The sequence below is a fragment of the Streptomyces sp. NPDC002463 genome, assembly GCF_042889835.1.
GTDB lineage: Bacteria > Actinomycetota > Actinomycetes > Streptomycetales > Streptomycetaceae > Streptomyces > Streptomyces nymphaeiformis.
Genome location: NZ_JBIARL010000001.1, coordinates 725039 through 750405 on the forward strand (window position 1 = coordinate 725039; position 25367 = coordinate 750405).

A 25367-nucleotide genomic window follows, 5' to 3' on the forward strand; every position below is an offset into this window, starting at 1 on the left:
GCGGTTCGGGGGTAAATCACCCACCGGGTGCCTGGTCGGCACCCCGCTGACGCTTCCCAGAAGATTCCCGTACGTCCGCTCCTGAGAAGGAGCGACGAGTACTGTGGGACTCGCTTCCGGTCCTCCCGACGGGAGGCGCGCAGCATCGGCACTCAACCGAGCAACCCCGACAGTCTGCCATACGCGGCCTTCCGGCCGCCAATCGGGGGCGAAGACTGTACCCCACGTCACGTACGCCCATGCGCCGGGGCGCACAGGTGTGCCGCGCGCGCCCCATGGGGCCCGTCATCCCAACCGTTGGGCCTGCTCCGCCAGATGGCGCCGCTCGGGCGCGCTCGTGGTGCGCCGGGCCGCCTCCCGGTAGGCGGCGGCCGCACCCTCCTTCTCGCCGAGGAGTTCGAGGAGATGCGCCCGGGTCGCGAGGAGGCGGTGGTTCCGGGCCATCCGCCGGTCCTCCGCGAGAGCGTCGAGCAGGTCGAGGCCGGTCTGCGGACCGTGGACCATGGCGACGGCGACCGCGCGGTTGAGGGTGACCATCGGGTTCGGCCCGGTGCGCTCCAGGAGCTCGTACAGGGCGAGGATCTGCGGCCAGTCCGTGGCATCGGCGGACCCCGCCTCGTCGTGCACGGCCGCGATGGCCGCCTGGAGCTGGTACGGGCCGACCCGGCCCTGCGGCAGGGTGCGGCTGATCAGCTCCACGCCCTCCGCGATCAGGGCGCCGTCCCAGCTCCCCCGGTCCTGCTCCGCGAGCGGTACGAGCTCCCCGTGCGGGCCCGTGCGGGCCGGGCGGCGGGCGTCGGTGAGCAACATCAGCGCGAGCAGGCCCGCCGTCTCGGTGTCGTCGGGGACGAGCCGGTGCAGCAGCCGGGCCAGCCGGATCGCCTCCGTGGACAGCTCGGGCGCGGTGAGCTCCTCACCGCCGCTGGCCGTGTAGCCCTCGTTGAAGACGAGGTACAGCACGTGCCGCACCTCGGCCAGACGGGCGGTGCGGTCCTCGCCCTCGGGCAGCGTGAGCTCCCAGCCGGCGGCCTTGATCGTCTGCTTGGCCCGGCTGATCCGCTGCGCCATGGTCGACTCGGGCACGAGGAACGCGGCGGCGATCTGCGCGGTGGTGAGGCCGCCGACGGCGCGCAGGGTGAGCGCGATCCGGCTGGGCGGCGACAGGTCCGGGTGGCAGCAGAGGAAGAGCAGCGACAGCGAGTCGTCCCGGTCGGTGTCCGGGGCGTCGTCGGCGGCGCGCGCGAGGAGGGCGGAGTCGGGGGTGGCGAGCGCGACGGCGTCCTCGCGGCGCCGGCGGGCGGACTCGCTGCGCACCAGGTCGACGTACCTGCGGGTGGCGACGGTGAGCAGCCACCCGCGCGGATGCTCGGGCACCCCGTCCTCGGGCCACTGCCGGGCGGCCGCGATCAGCGCCTCCTGAACGGCGTCCTCACAGAGATCGAAGGCCCCGTACCGCCGCACGAGCGCACCGAGGACCTGCGGCGCGCACGTACGCAGCAGGTCCTCGATCGCGTGTGGACCCGTCACACGTCCGCCGCGGACTCGTGCAGGATCGGCCACAGCTCGACGGGCTCGGCGTCCGCGAAGGGCATGTCCGCGGCGATCGCCTGGGCGCGCTCCAGGCTCTCGCAGTCGAGCAGGTAGAAGCTGGCCAGGTACTCCTTGGTCTCCAGGTACGGGCCGTCGGTGACCGCGGGGACGCCGTTCTCGCGCCGGACGAGCTGGGCGGCGGCCGCGTCGGCCAGGCCGTACGCGCCGAGCAGCTCGCCGCTCTCCCGGTACTTCCGGTTGAAGGCCTCCTGCCGGGCGATCGCCTCGGGCCAGGCCTCGGCCGGGAAGGAGTCCCACTTGGCCTGGTTGCCGTAGATCATCGCCATGTACTTCATCTCGGGTGTCCTCCCGCTCCCGCCCGCCCTCGTGGCGCGCTGTCACCCTTCGGTCGTTGCCAGGATCGCCCGCTCGACATGCGCCCGCACAGTTTCGAAGATCTTTTTTGAAGATCTTCCTACCCCGGTCGGACCAGGCGCACAACCCCGTCGCTCGCACAGCCGTCTTCCCGTGGACTGATGAGCGAAGGGGGCCCCGCCTTGCACACTCCAGCCCGTCGGCGGACGGTACTCGCCGCCGCCCTCGCGGTCACCGCGGCCGCCGCCGGCTGTTCCGTACCGGAGCCGCGGCGCACCGCGCCGACCGCCGATCCGGCGCCGGGCAGGCCGATCGCCTCCGCGCGGGCCCGGCGGGCGCTGCTCATGCAGTTCTCCGCGCATCCGGACGACGACCTGTACTTCATGAACCCGGACACGCAGCGGCTGCTCGACGCGGGCGTCCCGCTCGTCTCCGTGTACGTGACGGCCGGCGAGCACAACGGACGCAACCGGATCGCGGGGATGCCCGAGACTCCCCCGGACCCTGCGGCCTACTCCTCCGCCCGCCACCAGGGCCTGCGCCAGTCGTACGCGGTGGCGCTCGGCCTCCCCCCGTTCACGCCGTGGCGCCGGGAGGTCCTGACGCTCCCCGGCGGCCGGCGGGCCGAGTCCGACACGCTCACGAACGGCTCCCGCAGCGTCGAGCTGGTCTTCCTCAACCTGCCGATGCACGCCGGCCGCCGCTACATGGCCGTGCCGTCGCTCTGGCAGGACCGCGCCCTGGAACTGCGCACCCACCTGTCGGCAGGCTCCCCCGTCACCCGCGCCGACACCTACGACTACGACCAGCTGATCGCCGCCCTCGTCGGCCTGCTGCGCCGCCACCGGCCCACGGTCGTGCACACGCTGGACCCGGACCCGGACATCCAGCACAGCGACGAGGCGACCCGGAAGCGGGACTCCGAACAACCGGGCTACGCGGACCACGGGGACCACACGGCCGTCGCCTCCTTCACCTGGGCCGCGCTGTGCCGCTGGGTCTCGGACGCGGTCCGGGAGGGCGAGCCGGTCCCGGCCTTCACCACCACCGCCTTCCGCGGCTACTACAACCGGCACTGGCCCAAGAACCTCCCGCCCGCGGTCCTCGCCGAGAAGGCCGCCCGCCTCGTCCCGTACGGCGGGAACCCCTCCTGGCAGTGCGGGAACCCCTCCGGCTGCGGCGACTACGGCGTCGGCGGCGACCGGCCGCTGACCAACCGCAAGGGCTGGGTGCGCTCCACCCACCACCGCTGGCCGGGTCCCGGCCCGGCCCTCGCCGAGGAGCCGGGCGGCCGGCTCGCGGCGTACGGGGTGCTCGGGCTGCGCGCGGTCCGCTGGCGGGAGTCCGCGCCCGGTGTCTGGGGCGAGCCGGTGGACCTGGGCGGCGGCCCGCTCGCGCCCGCGCTCGGCTCGGCGGTGCTCGGCGACGGCCGGGTGCTGCTCCTCGGCGTGCGGTTCGCCGCGCTCGACGGGCACGGCGGGGCCAACCGGCGCGAGGTCGTGCTCCTGGAGCAGCGCTTCCCCGGCGGCGCCTTCCTGGCCTGGCGCGGCCTGGGGAGCCCGGAGCGCACCGACGACCGGAGCCGCAGAATCGGTTCTCCCGTGGCTCTCGCAGCCCCCGACGGCCGGGTCCACCTCTTCGTACGGAACGCGGACAAGGGCGTCTCGACGCGGGTCCGGGCGGCGGACGGCTCCTGGTCGCCGTGGCGGGCCCTCCCCGGTGACGCGGAGGTCCAGGACGGCCTGGCCGTCTCGGCGGACACGGCCGGGCGGGTGCACGTGTACGCGGCGGGGCGGGACGGCGTACGGCACTGGGTGGACGGCGTCCCGCAGGGAGCCGGGCTGCCGCTCTCCGGGTCCACGGTGGCGAGCGCGGGCGGCGAGCTGTACCACCGGGCGCCGGCGGCGGCGCGGCTGCTCGGCCCGGCCGGTGACGCCGGGCTCGACGGGTACGGGGGCGTGGTCGCCGCGCGGTCGGCGGCGCTCGGCCCCGTCCTGCTCGGCACGGACGTGAAGGGCCGGGTGGCGCTCCGGGCCGGCCGCCGGCTCCGCAGGAACGGCAGGACGGCCGTCTCGACCGCGCTCCACGTGGACGCCCGGGGGGCGACCGTGGTGGGCCTCGGCGCGGACGGCCACCCGTGGAGCTGGCGACCGTAAGGACTCCGGACGCGCGAGAGGGCCAGGACGAGCGCGAAGACCCGGACGGGCGAGAAGGCCCGGGAACGCGAGAAGGCCCCGCACCTTTCGGTGCGGGGCCTTCCCTTACTGCTCAGCAGCTCTTGCGAGCTACCAGGTCAGTTCAAGATCAGGCAGTGATCTTGACGACCTGGCCGGCGCCGACGGTCCGGCCACCCTCACGGATGGCGAACTTGAGGCCCTCCTCCATGGCGACGGGCTGGATCAGCTCGACGGACATGGCGGTGTTGTCGCCCGGCATGACCATCTCGGTGCCCTCGGGGAGGGTCACGACGCCGGTCACGTCCGTGGTACGGAAGTAGAACTGCGGGCGGTAGTTGTTGAAGAACGGGGTGTGACGGCCACCCTCGTCCTTCGACAGGATGTAGGCCTGGGCCTCGAAGTTCGTGTGCGGCGTGACCGAACCCGGCTTGATGATGACCTGGCCGCGCTCGACGTCCTCACGCTTGATGCCACGGAGGAGCAGACCGACGTTCTCACCGGCCTGGCCCTCGTCGAGCAGCTTGCGGAACATCTCGATGCCGGTGACCGTGGTGGTGGTCTTCTCGGTCTTGATGCCGATGATGTCGACGGTCTCGTTGACCTTGAGGACACCACGCTCGATACGACCGGTGACGACGGTGCCACGACCGGTGATCGTGAAGACGTCCTCGATCGGCATCAGGAACGGCTTGTCGACGTCACGCTCGGGCTGCGGGATCGACTCGTCGACGGCGTGCATGAGGCCGAGAAGCTTCTCGCCCCACTCCTTGTCGCCCTCGAGCGCCTTGAGCGCCGAGACGCGGACGACCGGCAGGTCGTCGCCCGGGAACTCGTACTCGGAGAGGAGCTCACGGACCTCGAGCTCGACGAGCTCCAGGATCTCCTCGTCGTCCACCATGTCGGCCTTGTTCAGGGCGACGACGATGTACGGAACGCCGACCTGGCGAGCAAGGAGGACGTGCTCCTTGGTCTGCGGCATCGGGCCGTCGGTGGCGGCGACCACGAGGATGGCGCCGTCCATCTGCGCGGCACCCGTGATCATGTTCTTGATGTAGTCAGCGTGACCGGGGCAGTCGACGTGCGCGTAGTGACGCGACTCCGTCTGGTACTCGACGTGCGCGATCGAGATGGTGATACCGCGCTGGCGCTCCTCGGGAGCCTTGTCGATCTGGTCGAAGGCCGAGGCCTCGTTCAGGTCCGGGTACGCGTCGTGCAGCACCTTGGTAATGGCGGCCGTGAGGGTCGTCTTACCGTGGTCGATGTGACCGATGGTGCCGATGTTGACGTGCGGCTTAGTCCGCTCGAACTTCGCCTTCGCCACTGGTTCCTCCTGTGGAGTGGTTCTGTACGCCTTGCTTCATCGGCGCCAGGTGATCTTTGCTGGGATGCCAGTCGCCGGGGCCCGATCCTCGGGGTTCCGGGGCGAAACCCCGGCGACTGGTGTCAAGCCTAAAGCGTGAACTCGGGAGAGTTACTCGCCCTTGGCCTTCGCGATGATCTCCTCGGCGACGTTCCGCGGAACCTCGGCGTAGGAGTCGAACTGCATCGAGTAGCTTGCGCGACCCGAGGTCTTGCTGCGGAGGTCTCCGACGTAGCCGAACATCTCCGAGAGCGGCACGAGGCCCTTCACGACGCGGGCGCCGCTGCGCTCCTCCATGGCCTGGATCTGGCCACGGCGGGAGTTGATGTCACCGATGACCTCGCCCATGTAGTCCTCGGGCGTGACGACCTCGACGGCCATCATCGGCTCAAGGATGACGGGAGAAGCCTTGCGCGCGGCCTCCTTGAAGGCCTGCGAACCGGCGATCTTGAACGCGAGCTCGGAGGAGTCGACCTCGTGGTAGGCACCGTCGAGAAGGATGACGCGGACGCCAGTCATCTCGTAGCCGGCCAGGATGCCGAACTGCATGGCCTCCTGCGCACCCGCGTCGACCGAAGGGATGTACTCCTTCGGGATGCGGCCACCGGTGACCTTGTTCACGAACTCGTAGGAGGCGTCGCCACCCTCGATGGGCTCGATCGCGATCTGCACCTTGGCGAACTGACCGGTACCACCGGTCTGCTTCTTGTGGGTGAAGTCCACGCGCTCGACGGCCTTGCGGATCGTCTCGCGGTACGCGACCTGCGGCTTGCCGACGTTCGCCTCGACCTTGAACTCGCGACGCATACGGTCGACGAGGATGTCGAGGTGAAGCTCGCCCATACCACCGATGATGGTCTGGCCGGTCTCCTCGTCCGAGTGAACCTGGAAGGAGGGGTCCTCCTCCGCGAGACGCTGGATGGCGACACCCAGCTTCTCCTGGTCACCCTTGGACTTGGGCTCGATGGCGACCTGGATGACCGGGGCCGGGAAGTCCATGGACTCCAGGATGACCGGGTTCTTCTCGTCGCACAGCGTCTCACCGGTGGTGGTCTGCTTGAGGCCCATGACGGCGACGATGTCGCCGGCGCCCACCGAGTCGATCTCCTCACGCTTGTTCGCGTGCATGCGGTAGATCTTGCCGATGCGCTCCTTCTTGCCCTTGACGGAGTTCAGCACCGCGGTGCCGGCCTCCAGGCGACCGGAGTAGATCCGGACGAAGGTGAGCTTGCCGAGGTGCGGGTCGCTCGCGATCTTGAACGCGAGGGCGGCCAGCGGCTCCTCGTCAGACGGCTTGCGCTTGACGACGACCTCGGCGTCCTTGACGTCGTGGCCCTCGATGGCCTCGACGTCCAGGGGGGACGGCAGGTAGCGGACGACAGCGTCGAGCAGGGGCTGAACGCCCTTGTTCTTGAACGCGGTGCCACAGAACACGGGGGTGACCGTGGTCTCGCCGCCCTTGCCGGAGGCGATGGTGATACGACGGACTGCGGCGTACAGCTGCTCCTCGGTGGGCTCGACGCCCTCGAGGAAGAGCTCCATGATCTCTTCGTCGTTCTCGGCGACCGTCTCGACGAGCTTGCCGCGGTACTCCTCGGCGAGCTCGAGCTTGTCGGCCGGGATGTCGACGACGTCGTACATCTCACCCTTGCTGGCCTCGGCGGACCAGACAAGCGCCTTCATGCGGACCAGGTCGATGACGCCCTGGAAGTCCGCCTCGGCACCGATCGGGAGCTGCATGACGATCGGGGTCGCGCCGAGGCGGTCCACGATCATGTCGACGCAGCGGAGGAACTCGGCGCCCGTACGGTCGAGCTTGTTGACGAAGCAGATACGCGGCACGCCGTAGCGGTCCGCCTGACGCCAGACAGTCTCGGACTGGGGCTCGACACCGGCCACACCGTCGAACACGGTGACAGCACCGTCGAGCACGCGCAGCGAACGCTCCACCTCGACGGTGAAGTCGACGTGACCCGGCGTGTCGATGATGTTGATCGTGTGATCGACATTCTCGAGCGGCCAGTGGCAGGTCGTCGCGGCGGACGTGATCGTGATGCCGCGCTCCTGCTCCTGCTCCATCCAGTCCATCGTGGCAGCGCCGTCGTGGACTTCACCGATCTTGTACGAAACGCCGGTGTAGAACAGGATCCGCTCGGTGGTGGTCGTCTTGCCCGCGTCGATGTGGGCCATGATGCCGATGTTGCGCACCTTGGCCAGGTCAAGCGAAGTGGTAGCCATAAGGCTTCAGTCTTCTCTCGGTCTCGATGTGGGTTGCGACTACCAGCGGTAGTGCGCGAAGGCCTTGTTGGACTCGGCCATCTTGTGCGTGTCCTCGCGCTTCTTGACCGCAGCTCCGAGGCCGTTCGAGGCGTCGAGGAGCTCGTTCATGAGGCGCTCGGTCATGGTCTTCTCGCGACGGGCGCGGGAGTAACCGACGAGCCAGCGGAGGGCCAGCGTGGACGCGCGGCCCGGCTTGACCTCGATCGGCACCTGGTAGGTGGCGCCACCGACACGGCGGGACTTGACCTCGAGGGCCGGCTTGACGTTCTCGAGAGCGCGCTTCAGCGTGATGACCGGGTCCTGGCCGGTCTTCTCACGAAGACCCTCCATGGCGCCGTACACGATGCGCTCGGCGGTGGAACGCTTGCCGTCCAGCAGGATCTTGTTGATCAGCGAGGTGACAAGAGGAGAGCTGTAGACCGGGTCGATGATGACCGGGCGCTTCGGGGCGGGGCCCTTACGAGGCATTCTTACTTCTCCTTCTTGGCGCCGTAGCGGCTGCGAGCCTGCTTACGGTTCTTGACGCCCTGCGTGTCGAGGGAACCGCGGATGATCTTGTAGCGAACACCCGGCAGGTCCTTCACACGGCCACCGCGCACGAGCACGATGGAGTGCTCCTGCAGGTTGTGACCCTCACCCGGGATGTAGGCCGTGACCTCGATGCCCGAGGTCAGACGCACACGCGCGACCTTACGGAGGGCCGAGTTCGGCTTCTTCGGGGTGGTCGTGAACACACGCGTGCAGACGCCGCGACGCTGAGGGGAACCCTCGAGTGCGGGCGTCTTGTTCTTCTCGACCTTGTCCTGCCGGCCCTTACGGACCAGCTGCTGGATCGTAGGCACTACTTCTCCGGTTTCTGTGTGCCGTCGGTAAAACTAACCTGGAACATTCGCCGACCCACGCGGTCGGGTGTGTCGAATCTCGCGGACCTCCGCACGGGGCGGAAAAGGCGCGGATCACGGTGGCCGGTATATGACTCGCCGTGCGGTTGAGGACACGCACGGGAGCCCAGGCACACCCCAGGCACAAGGCTTGAGCGTACCTATCGCACGGACTCCGGTCAAAACAAATGCGGGACCCCGGCCGGAGGCATACGAGACCCGGGCCCGGATCGTTCCCGCACGGGCCCGACGAGAACGTGCGGGACCCCGCCCGGGCTCGGCGGGGACGCCGGCTCCGCGCGAGGTCCGGCAGGGAACGTGCCTGCACCGCGCGGGGCCCGGTGGCGCGGTCGGGCCCGGGCGCCAGGTGTCAGTCGCGGGCCGTGCGGCGGGGTTCCACGGTCTCGCCGGGGTCCGTCGCGTCCGTGTCCGGCTCCAGGAACTGGTTGACGACCTTGACGAAGACGCCCATGCGCTCGTCGGGGACGCCCAGCCAGCGGGCGAAGTCCTCCAACGAGGGCTGCCAGTCGCTCGGCGGCAGCAGGTCCGCCGCCATCGGCAGCTCCTCGGGGGTCACGCGACCGGACCGGATGAGCATGTCGCGGACGGAGACGCCGAGCAGCGGGGCGATCCGGCGCATGGTCTCCAGGTCGGGCATGCTCTGCCGCTGCAGCAGGCGCGTGACGGCGGCCCGGTGGACGCCGGCCTCGTCCGCGATCCGGGACTTCCCGCCCCCGCGCGGACTGTCGATGTCGTAGCCGCGCCGTCTCATCAGGCCTTCGACCCAACCTGCGAACTCGTCGAGCCCTTGAGTGCTCATGTGTACCGCTCCTCGCTCCCCCACCCTCCGGATCCCATACCTTAGCGTGCTTGCGCGCACGGAATTACGTGCTTTCGGGCACGCAATCGTGTCGAATCGGTGAAGGGCAGCTCACGGGCACGAAAGTTTTTGTTGCGCGCTCGCACGCAACGTGTAAGTCTGGCTCGCCGCCGCACTCGTCGGCCCCCTGAGCCCCAGGCGCCCCACCGGCCCCATGGACGGCCCCGGCGGGCCCCGGACCGTGGAGAACCCCTTGTCCCATCCCGACCCGTCCCCCTGGCAGGCCTCCGCCGCGTGCGCCGGCCTCTCCCCGTCCGTCGTCTTCGCCCGCCGCGCCAAGGAGGCCGCCCCCGCCCTGCGGGCCTGCGACTCCTGCCCCGTACGGAGCGAGTGCGAGGCCGCGGTGGCCCCGGCCGAGAGCTACTTCGACGGCGTCTGCGCGGGCCGCCTCTGGCGCAACGGACGCCCGGCGGACGCGCGGCGCGTGGCCAGGGCGCTCGCCCTCACGGGGAGCGGCCGCCGTGGCTGACCGCACCGACACCACCCCCGTACTGCGGGACATCACGCTCTGGACCGCCTCCCTCGTACGGCAGTTCCCCGAGCTCGCCGAGGAGCTCACCCCCGGCCGGCGCGGGCCCGCCGGAACGCCCGCCGGAACCGCCCCCGCCGTGCGCGACGACCTGATCCGCGAGGAGCGCCGGGAGGCGCTGCTGCTCGAACAGCGCCACGGGCTCGCCGTCCCCGGCCACGGCGCCGCCCCGATCCGGCTGCACGTCTCCGACGCCATCCGCGACATCACCGACGGGGTGGTGGAGCTGGAGGAGGCCGTGTGCGCCCGGCTCACCCTGCCCCGCCCGCCCCGCGCGGGGGTGATCGACCGCCTCCGGCGCCTCGTGACCCTGCTCGACCGCATCGCGGCCCACCCGGACCTCGCCCGGCACGTACGGGACGAGATCCGCCGGATGGCCCGGCGCTGCGCCCGGACGCTCGGCGACACGGAGACGATCGTGCGGGTCTCGGGCCGCTGCCCCTGGTGCGACTCGGTGTCGCTGCGGGCGTTCCCGGACCGGCGCGCGGTGCTGTGCGTGAACCCGGCCTGCGTCTGCACGGACGAGGTGTGCGGCTGCCAGGACGACCCGGCCTACCGGCACCTGTGGCCGGAGGACCGGTGGGAGGAGCTGTCGGAGGCGTCGGGGACCGGCACCGCCGAGATCGAGGCCGCGATGGACGACCCGAAGGAGACCTCATGCTGAGCTCGCCCGCCCTGCCCACGCTGGTGCCCGGCCCGCTGGCCGCCGAGGAGGCGGGGGTGGCGCCCGCGACGATCCGCAAGTGGGTGCAGCTCGGGCACCTGCGGGCCGCGGGCCGGGCGGGCCGGGCGCAGCTCTTCCGCCTGGAGGACGTCTTCGCGGCGGAACGCCTGGCGCGCCGCCGCCGTCCCCGTACCGCCTGACCCGCCCCGCCCCGCCCCCGCACGACGAGCGCCCCGCGTCCTTCCCGGACGCGGGGCGCTTCGTCATGCCGCCGTCACGCCTCCAGGAAGCGGCGCAGGGAGTCGACGAAGGCGCGGGCGAAGCGCTCGCGGGTCTCCTCGGGGACGCGGTCGAGGGAGAGGTACGGGTTGAGGTCCTCCAGCTCGACGAGGAGCAGTTCGCCGCCGGGGGCGCGGCAGGCGTCGACGCGCTGGATGCCGTGGTCGAGGGTGTTCCACTCGATGAAGCGGCGGGCGAAGGCGAGGTCGTCGGCGGTGGGTTCGTACGGCTCCAGGACCCAGCGGCGCTCGGGGTCGGGGGCGTAGAGGGCGTACTGGAAGAGGTCGTCGACGAAGTAGAAGGAGACCTCGTACCGGAAGTCGACGCGCGGCTGGACGAGGACCTCGCCGTATCCGACCGCGTCGAGCTCCTCGTACGGGAGGAAGCGCAGCCCTATGGAGTCGGCGCCGGCCTTGGGCTTGACCGCGTAGCTCGGGGCCTCGGGCAGGAGGTGGAGGTCCTCGGGCCGGTCGACGGTGGGGATGACCGGGTGGCCGGCGGCGGTGAGGTCGAGGAGGTACTGCTTGCCGGCCATGTCGCCGCGGCCGTGGAGGGGGTTGTAGACGCGGGTGCCGCGGGCGCGGGCCCGCTCGCGGAAGGCCTCGTACTCCTTCTGGTACCCGATGACGGGACCGCTGTTGCGGACGACGACGGCGTCGAAGCCGTCCATGAGGGCGGCGGCGTCGAGCGGGTGACAGAGCGCCAGGTCGAAGCTCTCGCGCAGCCGGGCGGTGAGGTGGATGTCCTCGTCGCAGTAGCGGCGGCCCCGGGCCGGGTAGGCGAGATCGGACACGTAGAGCAGACGGGGGCGAGGGGACACGGGGCGGCTCCTGGTGGTTCGGGGCGGCCCAACCTAGCGGGGCCCTTCCGGCGGGCGGCCTGGAGGGGTGGGACGGGTTGGAGTCCAGAACTAGTTGCGTGCGCGCACGCTCCCTGTCACAGTTGGTGCAGCGGCGGAGCTGTGCCCGCGAGACGGGCCGCAGTCTCCGCCGTTCGCCGTCCGGGAGCGCTCCGCGCCCCCGCCCCCTTCCCCGCGTCGAGCGCCCCGGACGGCCCCCGCGCGGCCCGTCCCGCCGGACGGTCGGTCACCGACCGCCCGGCGGACGGCCCGCACCGCCCGTCCACCGGACGGCCCCGCATCACCTGTCCACCGGACGCCCCCGCACCACCGTCCACCGTCCACCGGACAGCCCCGCATCACCCGCCTGCTCCCCACCCTTCCTCCGAGGAGAACCGTCATGACCACTCCCCCGAGTGCGTTCCCGGACGTCGAGAAGCTGGTCGTCGACGTCCTCAAGGCCGACCCGGCGATGGCCGGCATCACGGTCGCCGCCCAGGCGCCGGCCGGCTTCGACGGCACGCAGAGCGCCGTCCTGGTGAACCGCCGCGGCGGCGCCTGGATCGGCGACCTGCACGTCGACAAGCCGCTGATCGAGTTCGAGGTGTACGGGCCGACGAAGACCGCGGCCCACGTCCTCGCCAACGCCGCCCGCCAGGTCCTGCTCGCCACGATCGGCAAGCAGCTCGGCGCCACCTTCGTCAGCGACGTCGAGGAGCAGGACGGACCCCGCTGGATGCCCGACTACCTCTACCGCGGAGCCCACCGCTACCTCTGCGTCATCCAGCTCTCGCTGAACGTCTTCTAGCCCCCCGGGCGGACGCCCAGCGACCCACAGACCAGGCCTCGCCGTCCGGCGGGGCCTTTGCCGTGCCCGGAGCCGAACTCCGGTAACCGGCAGCCCTCATCACACAAGGAGAAACACCACCATGGCTGGAAACAACTCCGCCGAGATCCGCGTCGCAGGCATCGGCAAGCTCTACGTCGCCGACGCCGGCACCTCCCTCCCCGCCACCTTCGGCACGGACTCCGCCGCCGACTGGTCCGGCGCGGGCTGGAAGGACCTCGGCTTCACCTCCGGCGACGGCGTCACGTTCTCGAAGAAGGACAAGCTGGAGGCCATCGACTCGTGGCAGTCGGTCTCCCCGGTCCACTACATCTACTCGAGCCGTGACCTGTCGCTGAAGTTCTCGATGCTCCAGTTCAACGAGGACACGCTGCCGTTCTTCATGGGCGGCGACTCGGTGAAGGCGGAGCCGACCCCGGCGGTCGACACCTACCGCTACGAGATCGCCGAGCGTCCGTTCGCGGACGTCCGCGCCCTCGGCCTGGAGTTCACCGACGTCAAGGCCGGTGGCACGACCGCGGTGAAGTACCGCTTCATCATCCCGCGCGGCCAGGTCACCGCCACGGACGACATCAAGATGGCGCGCAAGGCCGCGTCCCAGCTGGGTGTCACCTTCACCGCCATGTCGAAGGGCGACGGCAAGCCGCTGGCGACCTTCCTCATGAAGGACAACCAGTACTCCGCGACCGTCTGATCCCTCTCCACCCGGGGCGGGACGGCCGACCGCCGTCCCGCCCCACCTCTCTCCTCTTCACCCACTCGAACAAGGAGTACGCATCACCATGGCCCGCTTCGACGTCAACGCCGCCCGCGCCCAGCGACAGGAGGCCCACGGTCGCACCTGGTCCTTCGAGCTGGACGGCGAGACCTACACGCTTCCCACCGAGCTCTCCCGCAAGACCGCGAAGGCGCTGCGGAAGCTCGACGACAACGACGTGGACGGTCTGCTCGGACTCCTGATGGGTGAGGAGCAGTACGTCCGCTTCGAGGAGCACGACCTCACGATGCAGGACATCGCCGCCATCCTGGAGGCCTACGGCAAGGAGACCGGGCTCGGCCTGGGGGAAGACTGAGCCTCGTCGAGTTCGTCGACGAACACGCCGAGGCCCTCGAAGCGGACCTGCTCCGCCACTACGCCGCCGATCTCCTCGACTGGCACCGCGGTGAGCTCTCCAGCCGGCGCCTGATGGTCATGATCAAGCACCTTCCCGCGGACAGCGCGGTACAGCGCGAGCTCCACGGGGAGGCGGCCGAGTGGTCGCTCTCCGACCACCTCCTCGCCGCGGCGGTGGACCATCTGGCCGCCGCCAACTGGATGTTCCAGTGCGTCAACACGGGCGAGGACGACGAGACCCCGGACCCGCCGAAGCCCGTTCCCCGTCCGGGCGTCACGGACGAGGACGGCGAGGAGCGGAGCGAGGATCCGACGGAGGAGGGCGCCGCTCCGGCGGTCTCCCCCGCGTCCCTGGCCCGCTTCTTCGGCTGACGCTCCCCCGGGTCCCCTTCGCCCCCGGCTCCCGCTCCTCTCAGGAGGCGGGGTCCGGGGGCGCTTCCTGTGCTCGCTCGGCCAGTTCGTCCTCCAGGGTCCTGGCCCGTTCGGACAGCCGGCGGCCGCGCCGCTCGGGGGTCCCCCCGGACTGGCCGGGCACGCCGCCGATCGGCGGCACGATCGGGCGGCCGCCCTTGCCGCGGACGACCTTCCGCACGGGCTGGCCGTTCCTGCGGGCACGGCTCTCCTGGGCGCCCACACGATCGCCGGGCTCGGGTACGAGTTCGGGTTCGGGTTCGGACGCGTGCTCCGGCTCGGGTTCGTACGCGGGCGCGGGCTCCGGCTCGTACTCCGGCTCGGGGCGCTGCTGTTCGAACAGCTCGCGCTCCCGGCGGACGCGCTCCTCGGCGTCGACCACCACGGCCGGGGGTTCCATGAGCCGGGCGAAGGGCAGCGGGATGACGCGGGCGCCCTCGCCGTGGGCGTCCGTGCGGCGCTGCGGGCGCCGTATGCCCCGCGCGTCGCCCTGCCCCTGGGCGTACGCGTCGGCCACGCGCCGCTCGTACTCCCTGCGGATACGCGGGAGTTCGTCGGAGACGGCCTCGGCCCAACCGGCGGTGAACGCGGCGGTCTCGCGGCGGTCCACCTCGGCGCGGGGCAGCACGACGAGGTCCTCCGGGGCGTACCCGGCGACGTGGACGAGTTCGGCGAGCCGCGCGAAGAGGTGGGGCAGATCGGGGTGGGATTCGAGCCAGTCGACGACCTGCTCGCGCCGGTTACCGCCCGGCTCCGTGTCCATGCAGCACTGCCTTCCGACCCCCTGGGGTTCCCCACGCGCCCCTCGCGTCCCCCGGCTCCCCGAATAAGTCAGGTCCAGGGAACGCGTCCCCCAGAGTACCCCGGTCGAACACAAGGTCAGTTCGAGGCTCAACCCCCTTGGGGAACCCGCAGGAAGACACACCGTCAAGCGTTTCCCGCTCGACAAACATCGAGCACTTGTTCCACACTCTGTTCGCACAACAGTTCGAACACGTGGTGCCCCCGCCCCTCACTCCGCGGCGCCGCCACACCCGCACGGGCAAGCAACCGGAAGGCAGGCGTCCATGACTCAGCAGGCCGAGGCATCCCGACCGCACATCCCGCTCCAGGACCGCCTCCGCCAGCTCCTCGACGGACCCGTCGCCCTCGACAAGAGAGCGCTGCTCGGCACGCTGTGCGCCGAGGTCTCCCGCTACGAGACCCTCGCGTACACGGCGGGCTGGAACGACGCCCTCGCGACAGTGCGCCGCGGCGCCCGCCGAGCGGACGACGCCTAGCCCTCCGGACCGCCCCTACGCACGAGCCCCTGCCGAAGTCCCATGCCGGCGGGGGCTTTTCGGCGCTTGGCCGCCACCGGCCGGAAGCGGAGCAAACCATGGCAGAAGTAACGACCGAGGATCTCTCGATCCAGATCGCCGGCCTCGGGCACAAACTCCGGATCGTGGACGGGGGCTGGCTGCCCTCGACGGAATGGCTGAGGGGAAAGCTGGCCCCCCTCGACCTCCTCGCCGACATGAAGTCGAAGATCGAGGACATCCACAAGGAGGTCGTGAAGGCGAAGAAGGTGGAGATCCTCGAACAGCTGGGGATGGACCACCTCGCCGCCGCGTACAAGAAGCTCACCGAAGAAGGCTGGGGCGCGGCGCGCGACTACTTCATCGCGGCAGTCGCGAGCACTGTCGTCCCCCTCATCGGCGGCGCCCTGGTCCTGATACTGAGCGCCTGGGCGCTCAAGGCGTCCCGGGGCATCCAGGAGAGGATCTTCAGGGGCTTCGTCCTCGCCCGCACCGAAAGCGGCCTCGGTATCTGGCCCCAGCGCCGTACCGACGTCGAGGCCCGGGAGGCCAACACCGGCGGCGTCCTCAACACCGCCAACATCCCGGACCCGACGACGCTGGACGCCCTCAAGCTGGCGCTCGCCGATCTCAACCCGAAGATCACGGCGTTCAACACCGCGATCCGCAAGGTGCCGAGAGCGGGCAGCCTCACCAAGACGGCCGACGGCATCACCAGGGTCAAGACCGCCGTCACCGGCGCCGACCCCGACAACATCACCGCCCTCGCCAAGGCACTCGGCAAGCTCACCGGCGCCGTGAAGCACCACGACCCGAAGAAGATGCCGGACCCGCGCAAGGTCGAGAAGCTCAACACGGCCATCGCCGCGGCCAACCCCACCGAGATCGAGAAGGTCGCCACGGCGATCGGCAAGCTCTCCACCGCCCAGCAGCACTTCCAGCCGAGGAGCATCCCCAAGGCCCACGCCCTCTCCTCCGCCGCCAAGGCCGCCGAGCGGCTCGCCAAGGCCGGCTTCGAGGTCGGCCGGGCGTTCGACAGCCTCAAGCTCGCGGCCTCGCAGGCCACCTCCGTCCTCGGCGCCCCCTCCGGTTCCTGACCCACCCCCGAAAGGAGGTAACCCATGTCTCTCAACAACTCCCTGAAGGGCGCGACCACCGCCCTGCGCAACCTCAAGACCCAGGCCTCCGGCGCCTCCGGCGACATCAAGAAGGTCGGGGACGCCGGCAACGGCGCGTCCGGGCAGCTGAAGAACCTCAAGAGCAGCGCAGACGCTTCGAACGCCCAGCTCAAGAACCTGAAGACCGCCTCGGACAACGCCGAGAAGGCGATGACCAAGGCCGGCAAGACCGGCGAGACCGCCGGGACCAAGCTCGGCAAGTACGAGTCCGGCGCCGGCAAGGCGTCCAAGGGCCAGGACAAGCTCAACAAGTCGATGAAGGGCAATCTGCTCGCCCGGCTCGTCGAACTCTTCATGCCTCTCATCGAGAAGGTCGTCGAGATGGCGATGCAGTCGAAGACGATGCAGAAGGTCATCAAGAAGGCCTTCGACGCGATCAAGGTCGTGATCAGCGCCGTCATGAAGGCCATCGGCCCGATCATGAAGCAGGCCGGCACCCTGATCAAGAAGGTCTGGGACGGCATCAAGAAGGCCATCACCGTCGTCGTCAAGGCCGTCGCCACCGTCATCAAGACCTACGTCAACATCTGGAAGACGGTCATCACCACGGTGATGAAGGCGATCAAGGCGGTCATCGGCACGGTCTGGAGCGGCATCAAGGCCGTGATCACCCCGGTGGTCAACTGGATCAAGGAGACGATCCCGCACGCCTTCCAGGCCGTGAAGGACAAGATGTCGTCCATCTGGGGCACCCTCAGCGGCATCGCGTCCCGGGCGTTCGACGGCATCAAGAGCGCCGTCTCCGGCCCGATCAACGCCGTCATCGGCCTGATCAACCGCATGATCAACGCGGTCAACGGGGTCCACGTCAGCGTCCCCGGCTGGGTGCCGCTCGTCGGCGGCAAGACCTTCGGCGTGCACATCCCGACCATCCCGATGCTCGCCACCGGTGGTGTCGTCATGCCCCGCGCCGGCGGTGTCCCGGCGATCATCGCCGAGGCCGGCGAGGCCGAGGCCGTCCTCCCGCTGTCCAAGCTGGACCGGCTGCTCGCCCTCACCGCCCGCCGCGCCCGCATGACGGCGCAGCTCCAGGGGGGCGGCGGCGGTGGTGCCGGGCTGCACATCGAGCACTACCACGCGGCCCGTAACAGCGACCCGCAGTCCACGGCGGACGCGCTGATGTACCTGGCGAAGGCGCGCGGATGAGTGCCGCCGCCGCTTTCCGCAACCCGTTCCAGGGCGCCGCCCCGGTCCTGAGCAGACTGCGGCGGGGCATCGGGGACGCGACCGGCGCGCTGAAGCGGATCAAGGAGGACGCGCAGCGGGCGTCCGGCAGCATGGACAAGTTCGCCGCCGGGCTCCGTACGGCCGGCACCACCGTGCGCTCCCTCAGGACCAGCGCGTCCGGCGCGGCCGGCACCGTCCGCCGGATCCAGCGGTCCAAGGCGGCGAACGGGTTCAGGAAGCTGGGCACCGCGGCGGGCAAGGCGGGAACCGTGGCCGGGATGTTCGGCGGCCCGGCCCTCGGCATGCTCCTGGAGATGCTGATCCCCCTGCTGCCCTTCGTCGACACCGTCACCAAGCTGATGGACACCTACGGCACGGTGATGGAGATCGCCTCCGTCGCCATGACCGGCGTCAACCTGGCCATGAAGAGCAGCCCGCTGGGCTTCATCGCCGGCATCCTCCTCCCGGTCGCCGCCTGGCTCATCGAGTACGCGGTGAACACCGAGACCGGGCAGCGGATCATCAAGCAGGTCATGCAGCAGGCCCTGAAGGGCTTCCAGGCCGTCTTCACGTTCCTGCAGCCGGTCCTGAAGCTCATCGGCACGCTGGTCATGAACTACTTCAAGGCGTACCTGACCGTCTTCACGACCTTCCTGAAGATCATCGGTGACGCGATCAACGGGTTCTCCCACGTCCGGTCCCTCGTCACCTCCGCCGTCAACGCCCTGCGCGGCATCGCCTCCAGCAGCATCACAGCCGTCAAGAACGTCATCCATCCTCTCCTGTCCCTCTTCACCGACAAGATCCCCGGCTTCTTCAGCCACGCCAAGGACGCGGTGGGCAAGGCCCTGCACGGCATGGGCGAGCTCATCAAGGGCGCGCTCACCGCCGTCATCGGCGTCGTCAAGGGACCGATCGACGGGCTCGTCGCGTTCGCCAACTGGATCATCGACGGGCTGAACAAGCTGAGCTTCGACTTCCTCGGCAAGCACTTCGGCATCGACATCCCGAAGATCCCGATGCTCGCCGAGGGCGGTGTCGTCTTCCCCGGCGCCCCCGACGCCCCGCGCATCGACGCGCTCGGCGTCCTGGAGAACCGCCGCGTCCCGGCCCTCACCGAAGCCCCCCGGCAGCCCCACCGCATCCGGGACTTCCACGAGGACCCCGGCGCCGGCCCCCGGTCGACCGCCGAGGACCTGCTGTTCCTCGTCGCCGCCCACGGCTGAAGCCCTCTCATCCGACAGCCCCCTCAGAAGTGAGGTGACGGCCCCATGGCCGAGACCACAACCACATACGCCGGAAACGACCTCACCGCCGACCTCGCGCCCGGCTCGCTGATCACCCAGGACGGGCAGATCCAGTGGGCCGGGCTTCTCATCGGACCCGGTACGCCGTTCAACGTCGACCGGACCGGTCTCCAGGGCTGGGAGGACCTGCCCGAGTACGACTCCTCCGACGCCGACCGGCCCACCTCGCACGGCGCCTGGCCCGGCTCCCGGTACGCCAAGCCGCGCAAGATCAGCGGCACGATCGTGCTGATGCCGGAGTACGACGCCGCGGGCGAGGCCATCCGCGCCCTGCGCCAGTCGCTCGCCCTGCTCGACGAGGAGCGCTGGCTCACCGTCCGGCTGCACGGCGAACTCCTCGCCGTACGCGCCCGGATCGCCCAGCGCGTGGTCCCCGCGGACCAGGGCTTCGCCACCCAGGGCAGCTCCCGGATGTCGATCCAGTGGGTCGCCTCCGACCCCCGCCGCTACACGGTCTACGAGCAGTCCGCCTCCACCACCCCGCCGCAGCCCGAGTCGGGCCTGACCTGGCCGCTGGCCTGGCCGCTCGACTGGGGCCAGGCCAAGTCCACCGGTGACGCCGTCGCCGAGAACACCGGCTCCGCCGCCACCCACCCGGTGATCGTCTTCCGCGGCCCCTGCTCCATGCCGACCGTCACCGAGCGGGTCTCCAAGCGCCGGCTGCGGTACGCGATCGACCTGGCCGCCGGCGACGAGCTCGTCGTCGACACCGCCAACGGCACGGTGACGCTCAACAACACCGCCTCCCGCCGCCACACCGCGATGGCCGACTCCAGCCCCGAGGAGCTGTTCCTCCTCGAACCGGGCCGCACGGAGCTGGCGTTCCGGCCCGACTCGGCCACCCCCGAGGCCCTGATGACGGTCCGCTGGCGCAGCGCCGAGTGGTGACCGCCGCCTAGGCGCCGACCCCCTCCCGACCCCACAGAAGAGGTGAACCCATGACCGTACGGGCCGCCTGGCTCCAGACCAACGGGCAGACCCGCGAGGACACCCGGATCGCCCTGTCCGCGCTGCTCACCCCCAGCGGCGGGAACGCCACCTCGCCCCCGCTGCGCTCACGGCCCGGCATCGTGCCGGGCGGCTTCGCGCTGACCGGTGACTCCGCGATGCAGTGCAGCATCGGCACCGGCCGGGCCGTCGTCCAGGGCTCCGAGACCGCCCAGGGCGCGTACATGATCGCGGTGACCGCCCCCGAGACGTTCACCATCGCCGACGGCGACCCGCAGTACGGCCGGATCGACGTCATCGAGCTGGCCGTCCTCGACGACGCCTACGACAGGAGCGGCGCCACCGACGCCGTGATCCGGCTGGTCAAGGGCACGCCCTCGGCCGCCCCCCAGGTCCCGGCCTCGGGCCCCGGCAGCTCCTTCCCGCTCTACACGGTCTCCGTCCCGGCCGGCACCTCCGCCGGCACCGGCGGCATCGGCTGGACCTCCGGCGCCGTCACCACCAAGCACTACCCGATGACGGCGCTCGGCGGAATCATGCCGACCAGCGGTTTCAACGGCGTGTACGTCGGCCAGTACCGCGACGTCTCGGGCCAGTTGCAGCGCTGGGACGGCACCGCCTGGGTGGCGTACCCGAAGGCGATCGGCGGCATCGCCCCGAACGGGACGGCGACGACCGGCAGTTACGCGGGCCAGTACCGCGACAACGCCGGCATCCTGCAGCGCTGGGACGGCGCGGCCTGGCAGTACGCCGAGGGCAAGGCGACGATCCTGTTCAGCGCCTCGCAGACGTCGATGCAGAGCGTGCCGCAGAACGCCTGGACGCCGATCACCCTGAACTACGTCGACATCGACGACTTCAACGGCTGGAACGGCACCGACAGCTTCGTCGTCCCGCGCACCGGCTGGTGGCGGGTCGGCGCCAACATCAACTGGTACGGCGACTCCACCAGCGGCGTACGCGGTGCCCGCCTCCTCGTCGGCGGCGTCGGCTACTCCCGGATGACCTGGATGACCGCGGCGTCCATGGGCACCACGAGCGTCGGCGGCGACGGCCTGGTCAAGCTCACCGCGGGCAACGTCCTCCAGCTCGCCGGCTACCACAACGCCACCGCGCCGGTCCGCACCCTCGGCGGCTCCGGCTACTACACGACCCTCACCGCCCAGTGGATCCGGTCCTGAACCGCCCTCCCCGTACACCCTCTTGGAGAAGTCCATGAACCTGCGCAGCAGCTGGGTCGCCGAGACCGGCCAGACCCGCGAGGACACCCGCCTCACCCAGACCCCGACCACCATGATCAACCCCGTCCAGGTGCGCTCCGGCATCCTGCCGGGCTCCTACAGCGGCCAGTGGCGGCTCTCCGGCTTCTGGATGACCGGCGCCTCCGCGATGACGGCGACCGTCTCCGAGGGCCGCGCCGTCATCCAGGGCGACATCTCGCAGGGCGTCTACCCGGTGACCCTGCCGGCCTCCGAGCCGGTCACCTTCACCGCCGGCAACGCCACCTACGGCCGGATCGACCTGGTCGTCCTGAAGGTCTACGACAAGCTCTACGACGGCGGCACCCGCAACGAGGCCGTCGTCGAGGTCGTCCAGGGCGTGCCGGAGGCCAGCCCGAAGGCGCCGGCCACCCCGCCGCGCAGCCTCCCGCTGTACGAGGTGACGGTGCCCGCGAACGCCAGCGCGGGCAACGGCGGCATCCCGTGGAACACCTCCCTGAAGGACCTGCGCACCCCGGTCGTCGCGGCCGGCGGCATCCTCCCGGTCGAGGGCCCGGTGCTGCCGGGCGCCCACCCGGGCGCGTACCAGGACGCCCCGAACAACCAGCTGCAGCGCTGGGACGGCGGCAAGTGGGTCGCGTACCCGGAGGCGATCGGCGGCATCGTGCCGAGCTCGGCGTCCACCCTGCCGGGCAGCTACGTCGGCCAGTACCGGGACGGCGCGGGCGGCCGGATCGAGCGCTGGAACGGTTCGGCGTGGGCGCCGGCCGTGCCGGGTCCGTACTTCACCGACTCGCTGACCTCCAGCTACACCACGTCGACGACCTGGGTGAACACGCTCACCAACCGGGACGTCGTCTCCCTCTCCTTCGTCGCTCCGGCCTCCCGGCAGGCCCTGCTCTCGTACGGCTCGCGGATCCAGCTCGTCGGCACGGGCTCCGGCGTCGGCTTCATGGGCGTGAAGGTCACCACGGGCGCGACCGTCCACAGCGACGTGAACGACTCGAACGCGGTGGTCGCCGCCTCCCCCGGAAACGTCTCCATGGCCACCGTCCAGCGCCTCCAGAACCTCACGGCCGGCGCCACGTACACGGTCACCGCCTACTACCGGGGCACCAACAGCGCGCTGCAGACCTGGTTCAACAACACGTACCTCCAGGTCACCCCGCAGCACTGAGCCCAGGCCACCCGCCCGCCGCCCCACCGACAGGAGTCCACCCATGCCCGTACGTTCCGGATGGCTGATGCCCACCGGGCAGACCCGCCAGAACACCCGCGTCACCAACATCGGCGCCACCGTCCCCGTCAACCCGCTCGGCGTCCGGTCCGGCATCCTGCCCGGCACGTACGACGGCAAGTACCGGGTCGGCGGCCTGTGGATGAGCTCGACCGGCCCGATGACGGCCACCGTCTACGCCGGCAGGGCCGTCGTCCAGGGCGCCACCGTCACCGACGGCGCCTACCCGGTCGCCCTCGACGAGGACATGACCATCACCTTCGCCGACGGCGACCCGCTCAACGACCGCATCGACCTCGTCGTGGTCCGCGTCTACGACAACGACGTGGACGCCCTCGGCAAGTACGACGCCGGCATCGAGATCGTCAAGGGCGCCCCGGCGGCCGCCCCGGTCGCCCCGCCCGCCCCCGCCCGCTCCATGACGCTGTTCACGGTCAAGGTGAAGAAGGGCGCGTCGGCCGGCACCGGCGGCATCGACTGGGCGGGCGGCGCCTCCACCGACCTGCGCACCACCACCGTCTCCTCCGGCGGCATCCTGCCCGTCTACAACAACGCGGGCGTGCCCGGCGCCTACCCGGGCCAGTACCAGGACAACGACAACGCCCACTTCCTCCAGCGCTGGGACGGCACCGCCTGGGTCGCCTACCCCAAGGAGATCGGCGGCATCGCGCCCAGCGGCACGGTGACCACCGGCAGCTACAACGGCCAGTACCGCGACTACAACGGCGGCCAGCTCCAGCGCTGGAACGGCAGCGCCTGGGTGGTCTACCAGCCGCCGGTCGAGGTCGAGACCACCAACACCGGGGCGGTCGCCCTCGCCAACTGGTCGCTGATCTCGTTCTCCGGCCGCAAGACCAAGGGCGGCCTGTGCACCGTCACCGTCACCGTCACGCGCAGCGGCGCCCAGGTCAACGTCGACAGCGCCGGCAACTTCACCGACGAGCCCCTGTGCACCCTCCCGGCCGGCTGGCGTCCGGCCATGGACTTCGAGGCCTCGGCCTGCGACGGCTACGGCGACGGCGGCGCCAACATCTACACCAACGGCCAGGTCAACCTGCGGACCTGGTCCTCCAGCGGCGCCCTCGTCCCCGGCCGGAACATCCGCGTCTCCGCCACCTACGTCCTGTAAGGGGGCCCACTCGATGGCCATCGACACGCCCTACCGGGCGATCTTCTGCGACCTGCTCACCGACCAGACGCTGGACATCCTCCCGCTGCGGGACGTCTCGTTCGACGACTACATCGGCAAGGCCGGCTCGCTCTCCGGCACGATCCCCATCCCCGACAAGGCCATCGCCGACCGCGTCAAGAAGGTCCGGGAGGGCCGCACCGCGGTCTACCTGGAGCGCGGCGGCGACCTGTGGTGGGGCGGCATCGTCTGGACCAGCACCCTGCAGTCCAGCGGCCGCGGGGTGCTGACGCTCGGCATCCAGGCCGCGACCTTCGACTCGTACGCCGGACGCCGCCGCATCCGCACGGACATCACGTACGCCACCCCCACCGACCAGCTGGAGATCGCCCGCCGGCTGTGGAGCGAGCTCGACGTCCAGGCCTACCCCGACGCCCCCGGCGGCGAGGAGCCCCGCCGCCTCGGCATCACGTTCGGCGACGAGGTCCCCAAGTTCAAGAAGACGGCCTCGTGGCGGAAGGGCGACGAGACCGTCTACCTGGAGGCGCTCGACCAGCTCGCCGCCACGGAGAACGGCTTCGAGCACCAGATCCTCGTCTACCGCGATCCCGTCAGCGGCGCCCGGATCCGGCAGCTCCGCATCGGCGAGCCCAAGATCGTCACCGGCGCCACCGACCTCGTCTTCGACCGGCCCGGCGTCATCCTGTCGTACTCCTTCCCGTACGACGCGACCCGCGGCGGCACCACCGCCCTGGCCCGCGGCGCCTCCACCAACTCCAACGCCGCCGCCGAGTCCCGGCCGATCTCCTCCACCCAGCAGTACGCCAGCGACCTGCTCGCGGACGGCTGGCCGCTGATCGACCTGTCCTCCGACCACAACGAGATCACCGACCCGCTCGCGCTCGACTCGGTGGCCTCCACGGAACTCGCCCAGGCCCGCGGCGCCGTGGTGATCCCGTCCATCAGCATCCACCTCGGCGGCATCGTCCCGCCCGCGCTCCTCGGCCGCGTCGCCCGCATCCGGATCACCGACGAGTGGTACTCCCAGGGCCTCGACGCCCGGTACCGCATCGTCGGCGCCAAGGTCACTCCCCCGGAGCGCGGCCGCCCCGACACCGCCGAGCTCTACCTCGAGGAGGCCTGATGCCCCAGCTGCCCGAGGACATCATCGACCGGCTCAACCAGATGGAACGCCGGCTCAAGTCCCTGTCCACCGCCGTGAACACCCGCCCCGCCGTCAACGAGTTCCGCCCGACGGCGACCGAGAGCGTCACCATCACCCGGCCGCTGTTCCGGATCTTCGACGGCTACAACCACGAGATCTTCGCGGACGACATCATGACCGGCGGCCTCGCCCGGCCCTGGCTGCAACTCATGCCGCCGCTGGCCACCGACGTGACCAAGTGGCCCTCCACCACCGCCGCCGCCTTCACGACCGTCGCCCGCTGCTCCAACCCCATCTGGCAGCCCAAGATGCGGCTCGCCATCAGCACGGCGGCGTCGAGCGGCGCCACCGGCCAGGTCCGGGTCCTCGTCGACAACGTCCCCTTCGGCCCCACGGTCACCGCCGGCACCACCTACGACTACATCGGCCTGCTGCCCGGCGACATGAAGGCCCGGTTCGGCCAGACCATGAACATCGAGATCCAGGCCCTCGCCACCGGCGGCACGGTCTACGCCCAGCCCGTCCTCATCCACGGCGCCCAGACCTGAGCAGG

The 25367-nt window shown here is 70.7% G+C and carries 27 protein-coding genes; 18 read left to right on the forward strand and 9 right to left on the reverse strand.

What is annotated here, in order from left to right:
- Positions 1-285: 285 nt before the first annotated feature.
- Both ACFYX3_RS03380 and ACFYX3_RS03385 read right to left on the reverse strand, forming a co-directional pair.
- Entirely contained in the window at positions 286-1527 is a 1242-nt protein-coding gene (locus ACFYX3_RS03380) for an RNA polymerase sigma factor (protein WP_389007524.1), read from the reverse strand.
- Positions 1524-1886 carry a YciI family protein gene (locus ACFYX3_RS03385; RefSeq protein WP_116159346.1) on the reverse strand — a complete coding sequence of 121 codons (363 nt, stop codon included), beginning with the start codon at positions 1884-1886 and terminating at the stop codon, positions 1524-1526. The genes ACFYX3_RS03380 and ACFYX3_RS03385 overlap by 4 nt, the downstream gene beginning before the upstream one ends.
- A 180-nt stretch (positions 1887-2066) precedes the next feature.
- On the opposite strand from ACFYX3_RS03385, the gene ACFYX3_RS03390 reads away from it, so the two are divergent.
- Positions 2067-4061, forward strand: a complete 1995-nt coding sequence (locus ACFYX3_RS03390) for a PIG-L family deacetylase (protein WP_389007526.1) — start codon at positions 2067-2069, stop codon at positions 4059-4061.
- Positions 4062-4209: 148 nt separating this feature from the next.
- Here ACFYX3_RS03390 and tuf read toward each other — a convergent pair whose 3' ends face one another.
- The 5 genes from tuf to ACFYX3_RS03415 all read right to left on the reverse strand — a co-directional run bounded on the left by tuf (position 4210) and on the right by ACFYX3_RS03415 (position 9423).
- Positions 4210-5403 carry an elongation factor Tu gene (gene tuf / locus ACFYX3_RS03395; protein ID WP_369145962.1) on the reverse strand — a complete coding sequence of 398 codons (1194 nt, stop codon included), beginning with the start codon at positions 5401-5403 and terminating at the stop codon, positions 4210-4212.
- Between the two features lie 150 nt (positions 5404-5553).
- Positions 5554-7680, reverse strand: a complete 2127-nt coding sequence (gene fusA, locus ACFYX3_RS03400; protein WP_352023949.1) for an elongation factor G — start codon at positions 7678-7680, stop codon at positions 5554-5556.
- 39 nt (positions 7681-7719) lie between these two features.
- Entirely contained in the window at positions 7720-8190 is a 471-nt protein-coding gene (gene rpsG, locus ACFYX3_RS03405) for a 30S ribosomal protein S7 (protein ID WP_015035567.1), read from the reverse strand.
- 2 nt (positions 8191-8192) lie between these two features.
- Positions 8193-8564, reverse strand: a complete 372-nt coding sequence (gene rpsL / locus ACFYX3_RS03410; protein WP_003948652.1) for a 30S ribosomal protein S12 — start codon at positions 8562-8564, stop codon at positions 8193-8195.
- A gap of 409 nt (positions 8565-8973) precedes the next feature.
- Positions 8974-9423 carry a helix-turn-helix domain-containing protein gene (locus ACFYX3_RS03415; protein WP_389007530.1) on the reverse strand — a complete coding sequence of 150 codons (450 nt, stop codon included), beginning with the start codon at positions 9421-9423 and terminating at the stop codon, positions 8974-8976.
- Between the two features lie 253 nt (positions 9424-9676).
- Between ACFYX3_RS03415 and ACFYX3_RS03420 the strand changes: the two genes are divergently transcribed.
- From ACFYX3_RS03420 to ACFYX3_RS03430, 3 genes are read left to right on the forward strand one after another with little or no spacing between them, the layout of a single operon-like run.
- Positions 9677-9952, forward strand: a complete 276-nt coding sequence (locus ACFYX3_RS03420; RefSeq protein ID WP_376591487.1) for a WhiB family transcriptional regulator — start codon at positions 9677-9679, stop codon at positions 9950-9952.
- Positions 9945-10676 (forward strand): hypothetical protein, encoded by a 732-nt coding sequence (locus tag ACFYX3_RS03425; protein WP_389007532.1) that lies wholly within the window; start codon positions 9945-9947, stop codon positions 10674-10676. The genes ACFYX3_RS03420 and ACFYX3_RS03425 overlap by 8 nt, the downstream gene beginning before the upstream one ends.
- On the forward strand, positions 10670-10876 hold the full coding sequence (locus ACFYX3_RS03430) for a hypothetical protein (protein WP_116159352.1): 207 nt from the start codon (positions 10670-10672) through the stop codon (positions 10874-10876). The genes ACFYX3_RS03425 and ACFYX3_RS03430 overlap by 7 nt, the downstream gene beginning before the upstream one ends.
- A gap of 74 nt (positions 10877-10950) precedes the next feature.
- Here ACFYX3_RS03430 and ACFYX3_RS03435 read toward each other — a convergent pair whose 3' ends face one another.
- On the reverse strand, positions 10951-11775 hold the full coding sequence (locus ACFYX3_RS03435) for a hypothetical protein (protein WP_389007535.1): 825 nt from the start codon (positions 11773-11775) through the stop codon (positions 10951-10953).
- Between the two features lie 418 nt (positions 11776-12193).
- On the opposite strand from ACFYX3_RS03435, the gene ACFYX3_RS03440 reads away from it, so the two are divergent.
- The 4 genes from ACFYX3_RS03440 to ACFYX3_RS03455 all read left to right on the forward strand — a co-directional run bounded on the left by ACFYX3_RS03440 (position 12194) and on the right by ACFYX3_RS03455 (position 14126).
- The gene (locus tag ACFYX3_RS03440; RefSeq protein WP_376594790.1) at positions 12194-12601 is read left to right on the forward strand and encodes a hypothetical protein; all 408 of its coding nucleotides are present in this window, start codon (positions 12194-12196) and stop codon (positions 12599-12601) included.
- A 121-nt stretch (positions 12602-12722) separates the two neighbouring features.
- On the forward strand, positions 12723-13334 hold the full coding sequence (locus ACFYX3_RS03445; protein ID WP_376594791.1) for a phage tail protein: 612 nt from the start codon (positions 12723-12725) through the stop codon (positions 13332-13334).
- 88 nt (positions 13335-13422) lie between these two features.
- A complete protein-coding gene (locus ACFYX3_RS03450; protein ID WP_376594792.1) occupies positions 13423-13713 on the forward strand; it encodes a hypothetical protein in 291 nt (96 codons plus the stop codon).
- Between the two features lie 113 nt (positions 13714-13826).
- A complete protein-coding gene (locus tag ACFYX3_RS03455; RefSeq protein WP_376594793.1) occupies positions 13827-14126 on the forward strand; it encodes a hypothetical protein in 300 nt (99 codons plus the stop codon).
- A 40-nt stretch (positions 14127-14166) separates the two neighbouring features.
- Here ACFYX3_RS03455 and ACFYX3_RS03460 read toward each other — a convergent pair whose 3' ends face one another.
- Positions 14167-14928 (reverse strand): hypothetical protein, encoded by a 762-nt coding sequence (locus tag ACFYX3_RS03460; protein ID WP_389007538.1) that lies wholly within the window; start codon positions 14926-14928, stop codon positions 14167-14169.
- A 304-nt stretch (positions 14929-15232) separates the two neighbouring features.
- Between ACFYX3_RS03460 and ACFYX3_RS03465 the strand changes: the two genes are divergently transcribed.
- From ACFYX3_RS03465 to ACFYX3_RS03510, 10 genes are all read left to right on the forward strand, one after another.
- Positions 15233-15445, forward strand: coding sequence for a hypothetical protein (locus ACFYX3_RS03465; RefSeq protein WP_389007540.1), 213 nt, complete (start codon positions 15233-15235; stop codon positions 15443-15445).
- 98 nt (positions 15446-15543) lie between these two features.
- Positions 15544-16560, forward strand: a complete 1017-nt coding sequence (locus tag ACFYX3_RS03470; RefSeq protein WP_389007542.1) for a hypothetical protein — start codon at positions 15544-15546, stop codon at positions 16558-16560.
- 24 nt (positions 16561-16584) lie between these two features.
- Complete coding sequence (locus tag ACFYX3_RS03475) at positions 16585-17787, forward strand: phage tail protein (RefSeq protein ID WP_389007544.1); 1203 nt, start codon at positions 16585-16587, stop codon at positions 17785-17787.
- On the forward strand, positions 17784-19034 hold the full coding sequence (locus tag ACFYX3_RS03480) for a tape-measure protein (protein ID WP_382654974.1): 1251 nt from the start codon (positions 17784-17786) through the stop codon (positions 19032-19034). Before ACFYX3_RS03475 ends, ACFYX3_RS03480 begins: the two co-directional genes overlap by 4 nt.
- 45 nt (positions 19035-19079) lie before the next feature.
- The gene (locus ACFYX3_RS03485; protein ID WP_376594799.1) at positions 19080-20003 is read left to right on the forward strand and encodes a phage distal tail protein; all 924 of its coding nucleotides are present in this window, start codon (positions 19080-19082) and stop codon (positions 20001-20003) included.
- Positions 20004-20053: 50 nt separating this feature from the next.
- On the forward strand, positions 20054-21244 hold the full coding sequence (locus ACFYX3_RS03490; RefSeq protein ID WP_389007547.1) for a hypothetical protein: 1191 nt from the start codon (positions 20054-20056) through the stop codon (positions 21242-21244).
- 34 nt (positions 21245-21278) lie between these two features.
- Positions 21279-22460 carry a hypothetical protein gene (locus ACFYX3_RS03495; protein WP_382654967.1) on the forward strand — a complete coding sequence of 394 codons (1182 nt, stop codon included), beginning with the start codon at positions 21279-21281 and terminating at the stop codon, positions 22458-22460.
- A 43-nt stretch (positions 22461-22503) separates the two neighbouring features.
- Entirely contained in the window at positions 22504-23649 is a 1146-nt protein-coding gene (locus ACFYX3_RS03500; protein WP_376594802.1) for a hypothetical protein, read from the forward strand.
- Positions 23650-23662: 13 nt separating this feature from the next.
- On the forward strand, positions 23663-24793 hold the full coding sequence (locus tag ACFYX3_RS03505) for a hypothetical protein (protein ID WP_376594803.1): 1131 nt from the start codon (positions 23663-23665) through the stop codon (positions 24791-24793).
- Positions 24793-25362, forward strand: coding sequence for a hypothetical protein (locus ACFYX3_RS03510; protein WP_382654961.1), 570 nt, complete (start codon positions 24793-24795; stop codon positions 25360-25362). The genes ACFYX3_RS03505 and ACFYX3_RS03510 overlap by 1 nt, the downstream gene beginning before the upstream one ends.
- Positions 25363-25367: the final 5 nt, after the last annotated feature.

Excerpts from the sequence above, each read along its gene's own strand:
- ACFYX3_RS03385 (WP_116159346.1), bottom strand. The coding sequence starts at position 1,886 with ATGAAGTACATGGCGATGATCTACGGCAACCAGGCCAAGTGGGACTCC.
- ACFYX3_RS03430 (WP_116159352.1), top strand. The coding sequence starts at position 10,670 with ATGCTGAGCTCGCCCGCCCTGCCCACGCTGGTGCCCGGCCCGCTGGCC.
- ACFYX3_RS03390 (WP_389007526.1), top strand. The coding sequence starts at position 2,067 with ATGAGCGAAGGGGGCCCCGCCTTGCACACTCCAGCCCGTCGGCGGACG.
- ACFYX3_RS03470 (WP_389007542.1), top strand. The coding sequence starts at position 15,544 with ATGGCAGAAGTAACGACCGAGGATCTCTCGATCCAGATCGCCGGCCTC.
- ACFYX3_RS03485 (WP_376594799.1), top strand. The coding sequence starts at position 19,080 with ATGGCCGAGACCACAACCACATACGCCGGAAACGACCTCACCGCCGAC.
- ACFYX3_RS03490 (WP_389007547.1), top strand. The coding sequence starts at position 20,054 with ATGACCGTACGGGCCGCCTGGCTCCAGACCAACGGGCAGACCCGCGAG.
- ACFYX3_RS03480 (WP_382654974.1), top strand. The coding sequence starts at position 17,784 with ATGAGTGCCGCCGCCGCTTTCCGCAACCCGTTCCAGGGCGCCGCCCCG.
- ACFYX3_RS03510 (WP_382654961.1), top strand. The coding sequence starts at position 24,793 with ATGCCCCAGCTGCCCGAGGACATCATCGACCGGCTCAACCAGATGGAA.
- ACFYX3_RS03440 (WP_376594790.1), top strand. The coding sequence starts at position 12,194 with ATGACCACTCCCCCGAGTGCGTTCCCGGACGTCGAGAAGCTGGTCGTC.
- ACFYX3_RS03500 (WP_376594802.1), top strand. The coding sequence starts at position 22,504 with ATGCCCGTACGTTCCGGATGGCTGATGCCCACCGGGCAGACCCGCCAG.
- ACFYX3_RS03475 (WP_389007544.1), top strand. The coding sequence starts at position 16,585 with ATGTCTCTCAACAACTCCCTGAAGGGCGCGACCACCGCCCTGCGCAAC.
- ACFYX3_RS03445 (WP_376594791.1), top strand. The coding sequence starts at position 12,723 with ATGGCTGGAAACAACTCCGCCGAGATCCGCGTCGCAGGCATCGGCAAG.
- rpsG (WP_015035567.1), bottom strand. The coding sequence starts at position 8,190 with ATGCCTCGTAAGGGCCCCGCCCCGAAGCGCCCGGTCATCATCGACCCG.
- fusA (WP_352023949.1), bottom strand. The coding sequence starts at position 7,680 with ATGGCTACCACTTCGCTTGACCTGGCCAAGGTGCGCAACATCGGCATC.
- ACFYX3_RS03450 (WP_376594792.1), top strand. The coding sequence starts at position 13,423 with ATGGCCCGCTTCGACGTCAACGCCGCCCGCGCCCAGCGACAGGAGGCC.
- ACFYX3_RS03415 (WP_389007530.1), bottom strand. The coding sequence starts at position 9,423 with ATGAGCACTCAAGGGCTCGACGAGTTCGCAGGTTGGGTCGAAGGCCTG.
- ACFYX3_RS03505 (WP_376594803.1), top strand. The coding sequence starts at position 23,663 with ATGGCCATCGACACGCCCTACCGGGCGATCTTCTGCGACCTGCTCACC.
- ACFYX3_RS03495 (WP_382654967.1), top strand. The coding sequence starts at position 21,279 with ATGAACCTGCGCAGCAGCTGGGTCGCCGAGACCGGCCAGACCCGCGAG.
- ACFYX3_RS03455 (WP_376594793.1), top strand. The coding sequence starts at position 13,827 with ATGGTCATGATCAAGCACCTTCCCGCGGACAGCGCGGTACAGCGCGAG.
- ACFYX3_RS03465 (WP_389007540.1), top strand. The coding sequence starts at position 15,233 with ATGACTCAGCAGGCCGAGGCATCCCGACCGCACATCCCGCTCCAGGAC.
- ACFYX3_RS03460 (WP_389007538.1), bottom strand. The coding sequence starts at position 14,928 with ATGGACACGGAGCCGGGCGGTAACCGGCGCGAGCAGGTCGTCGACTGG.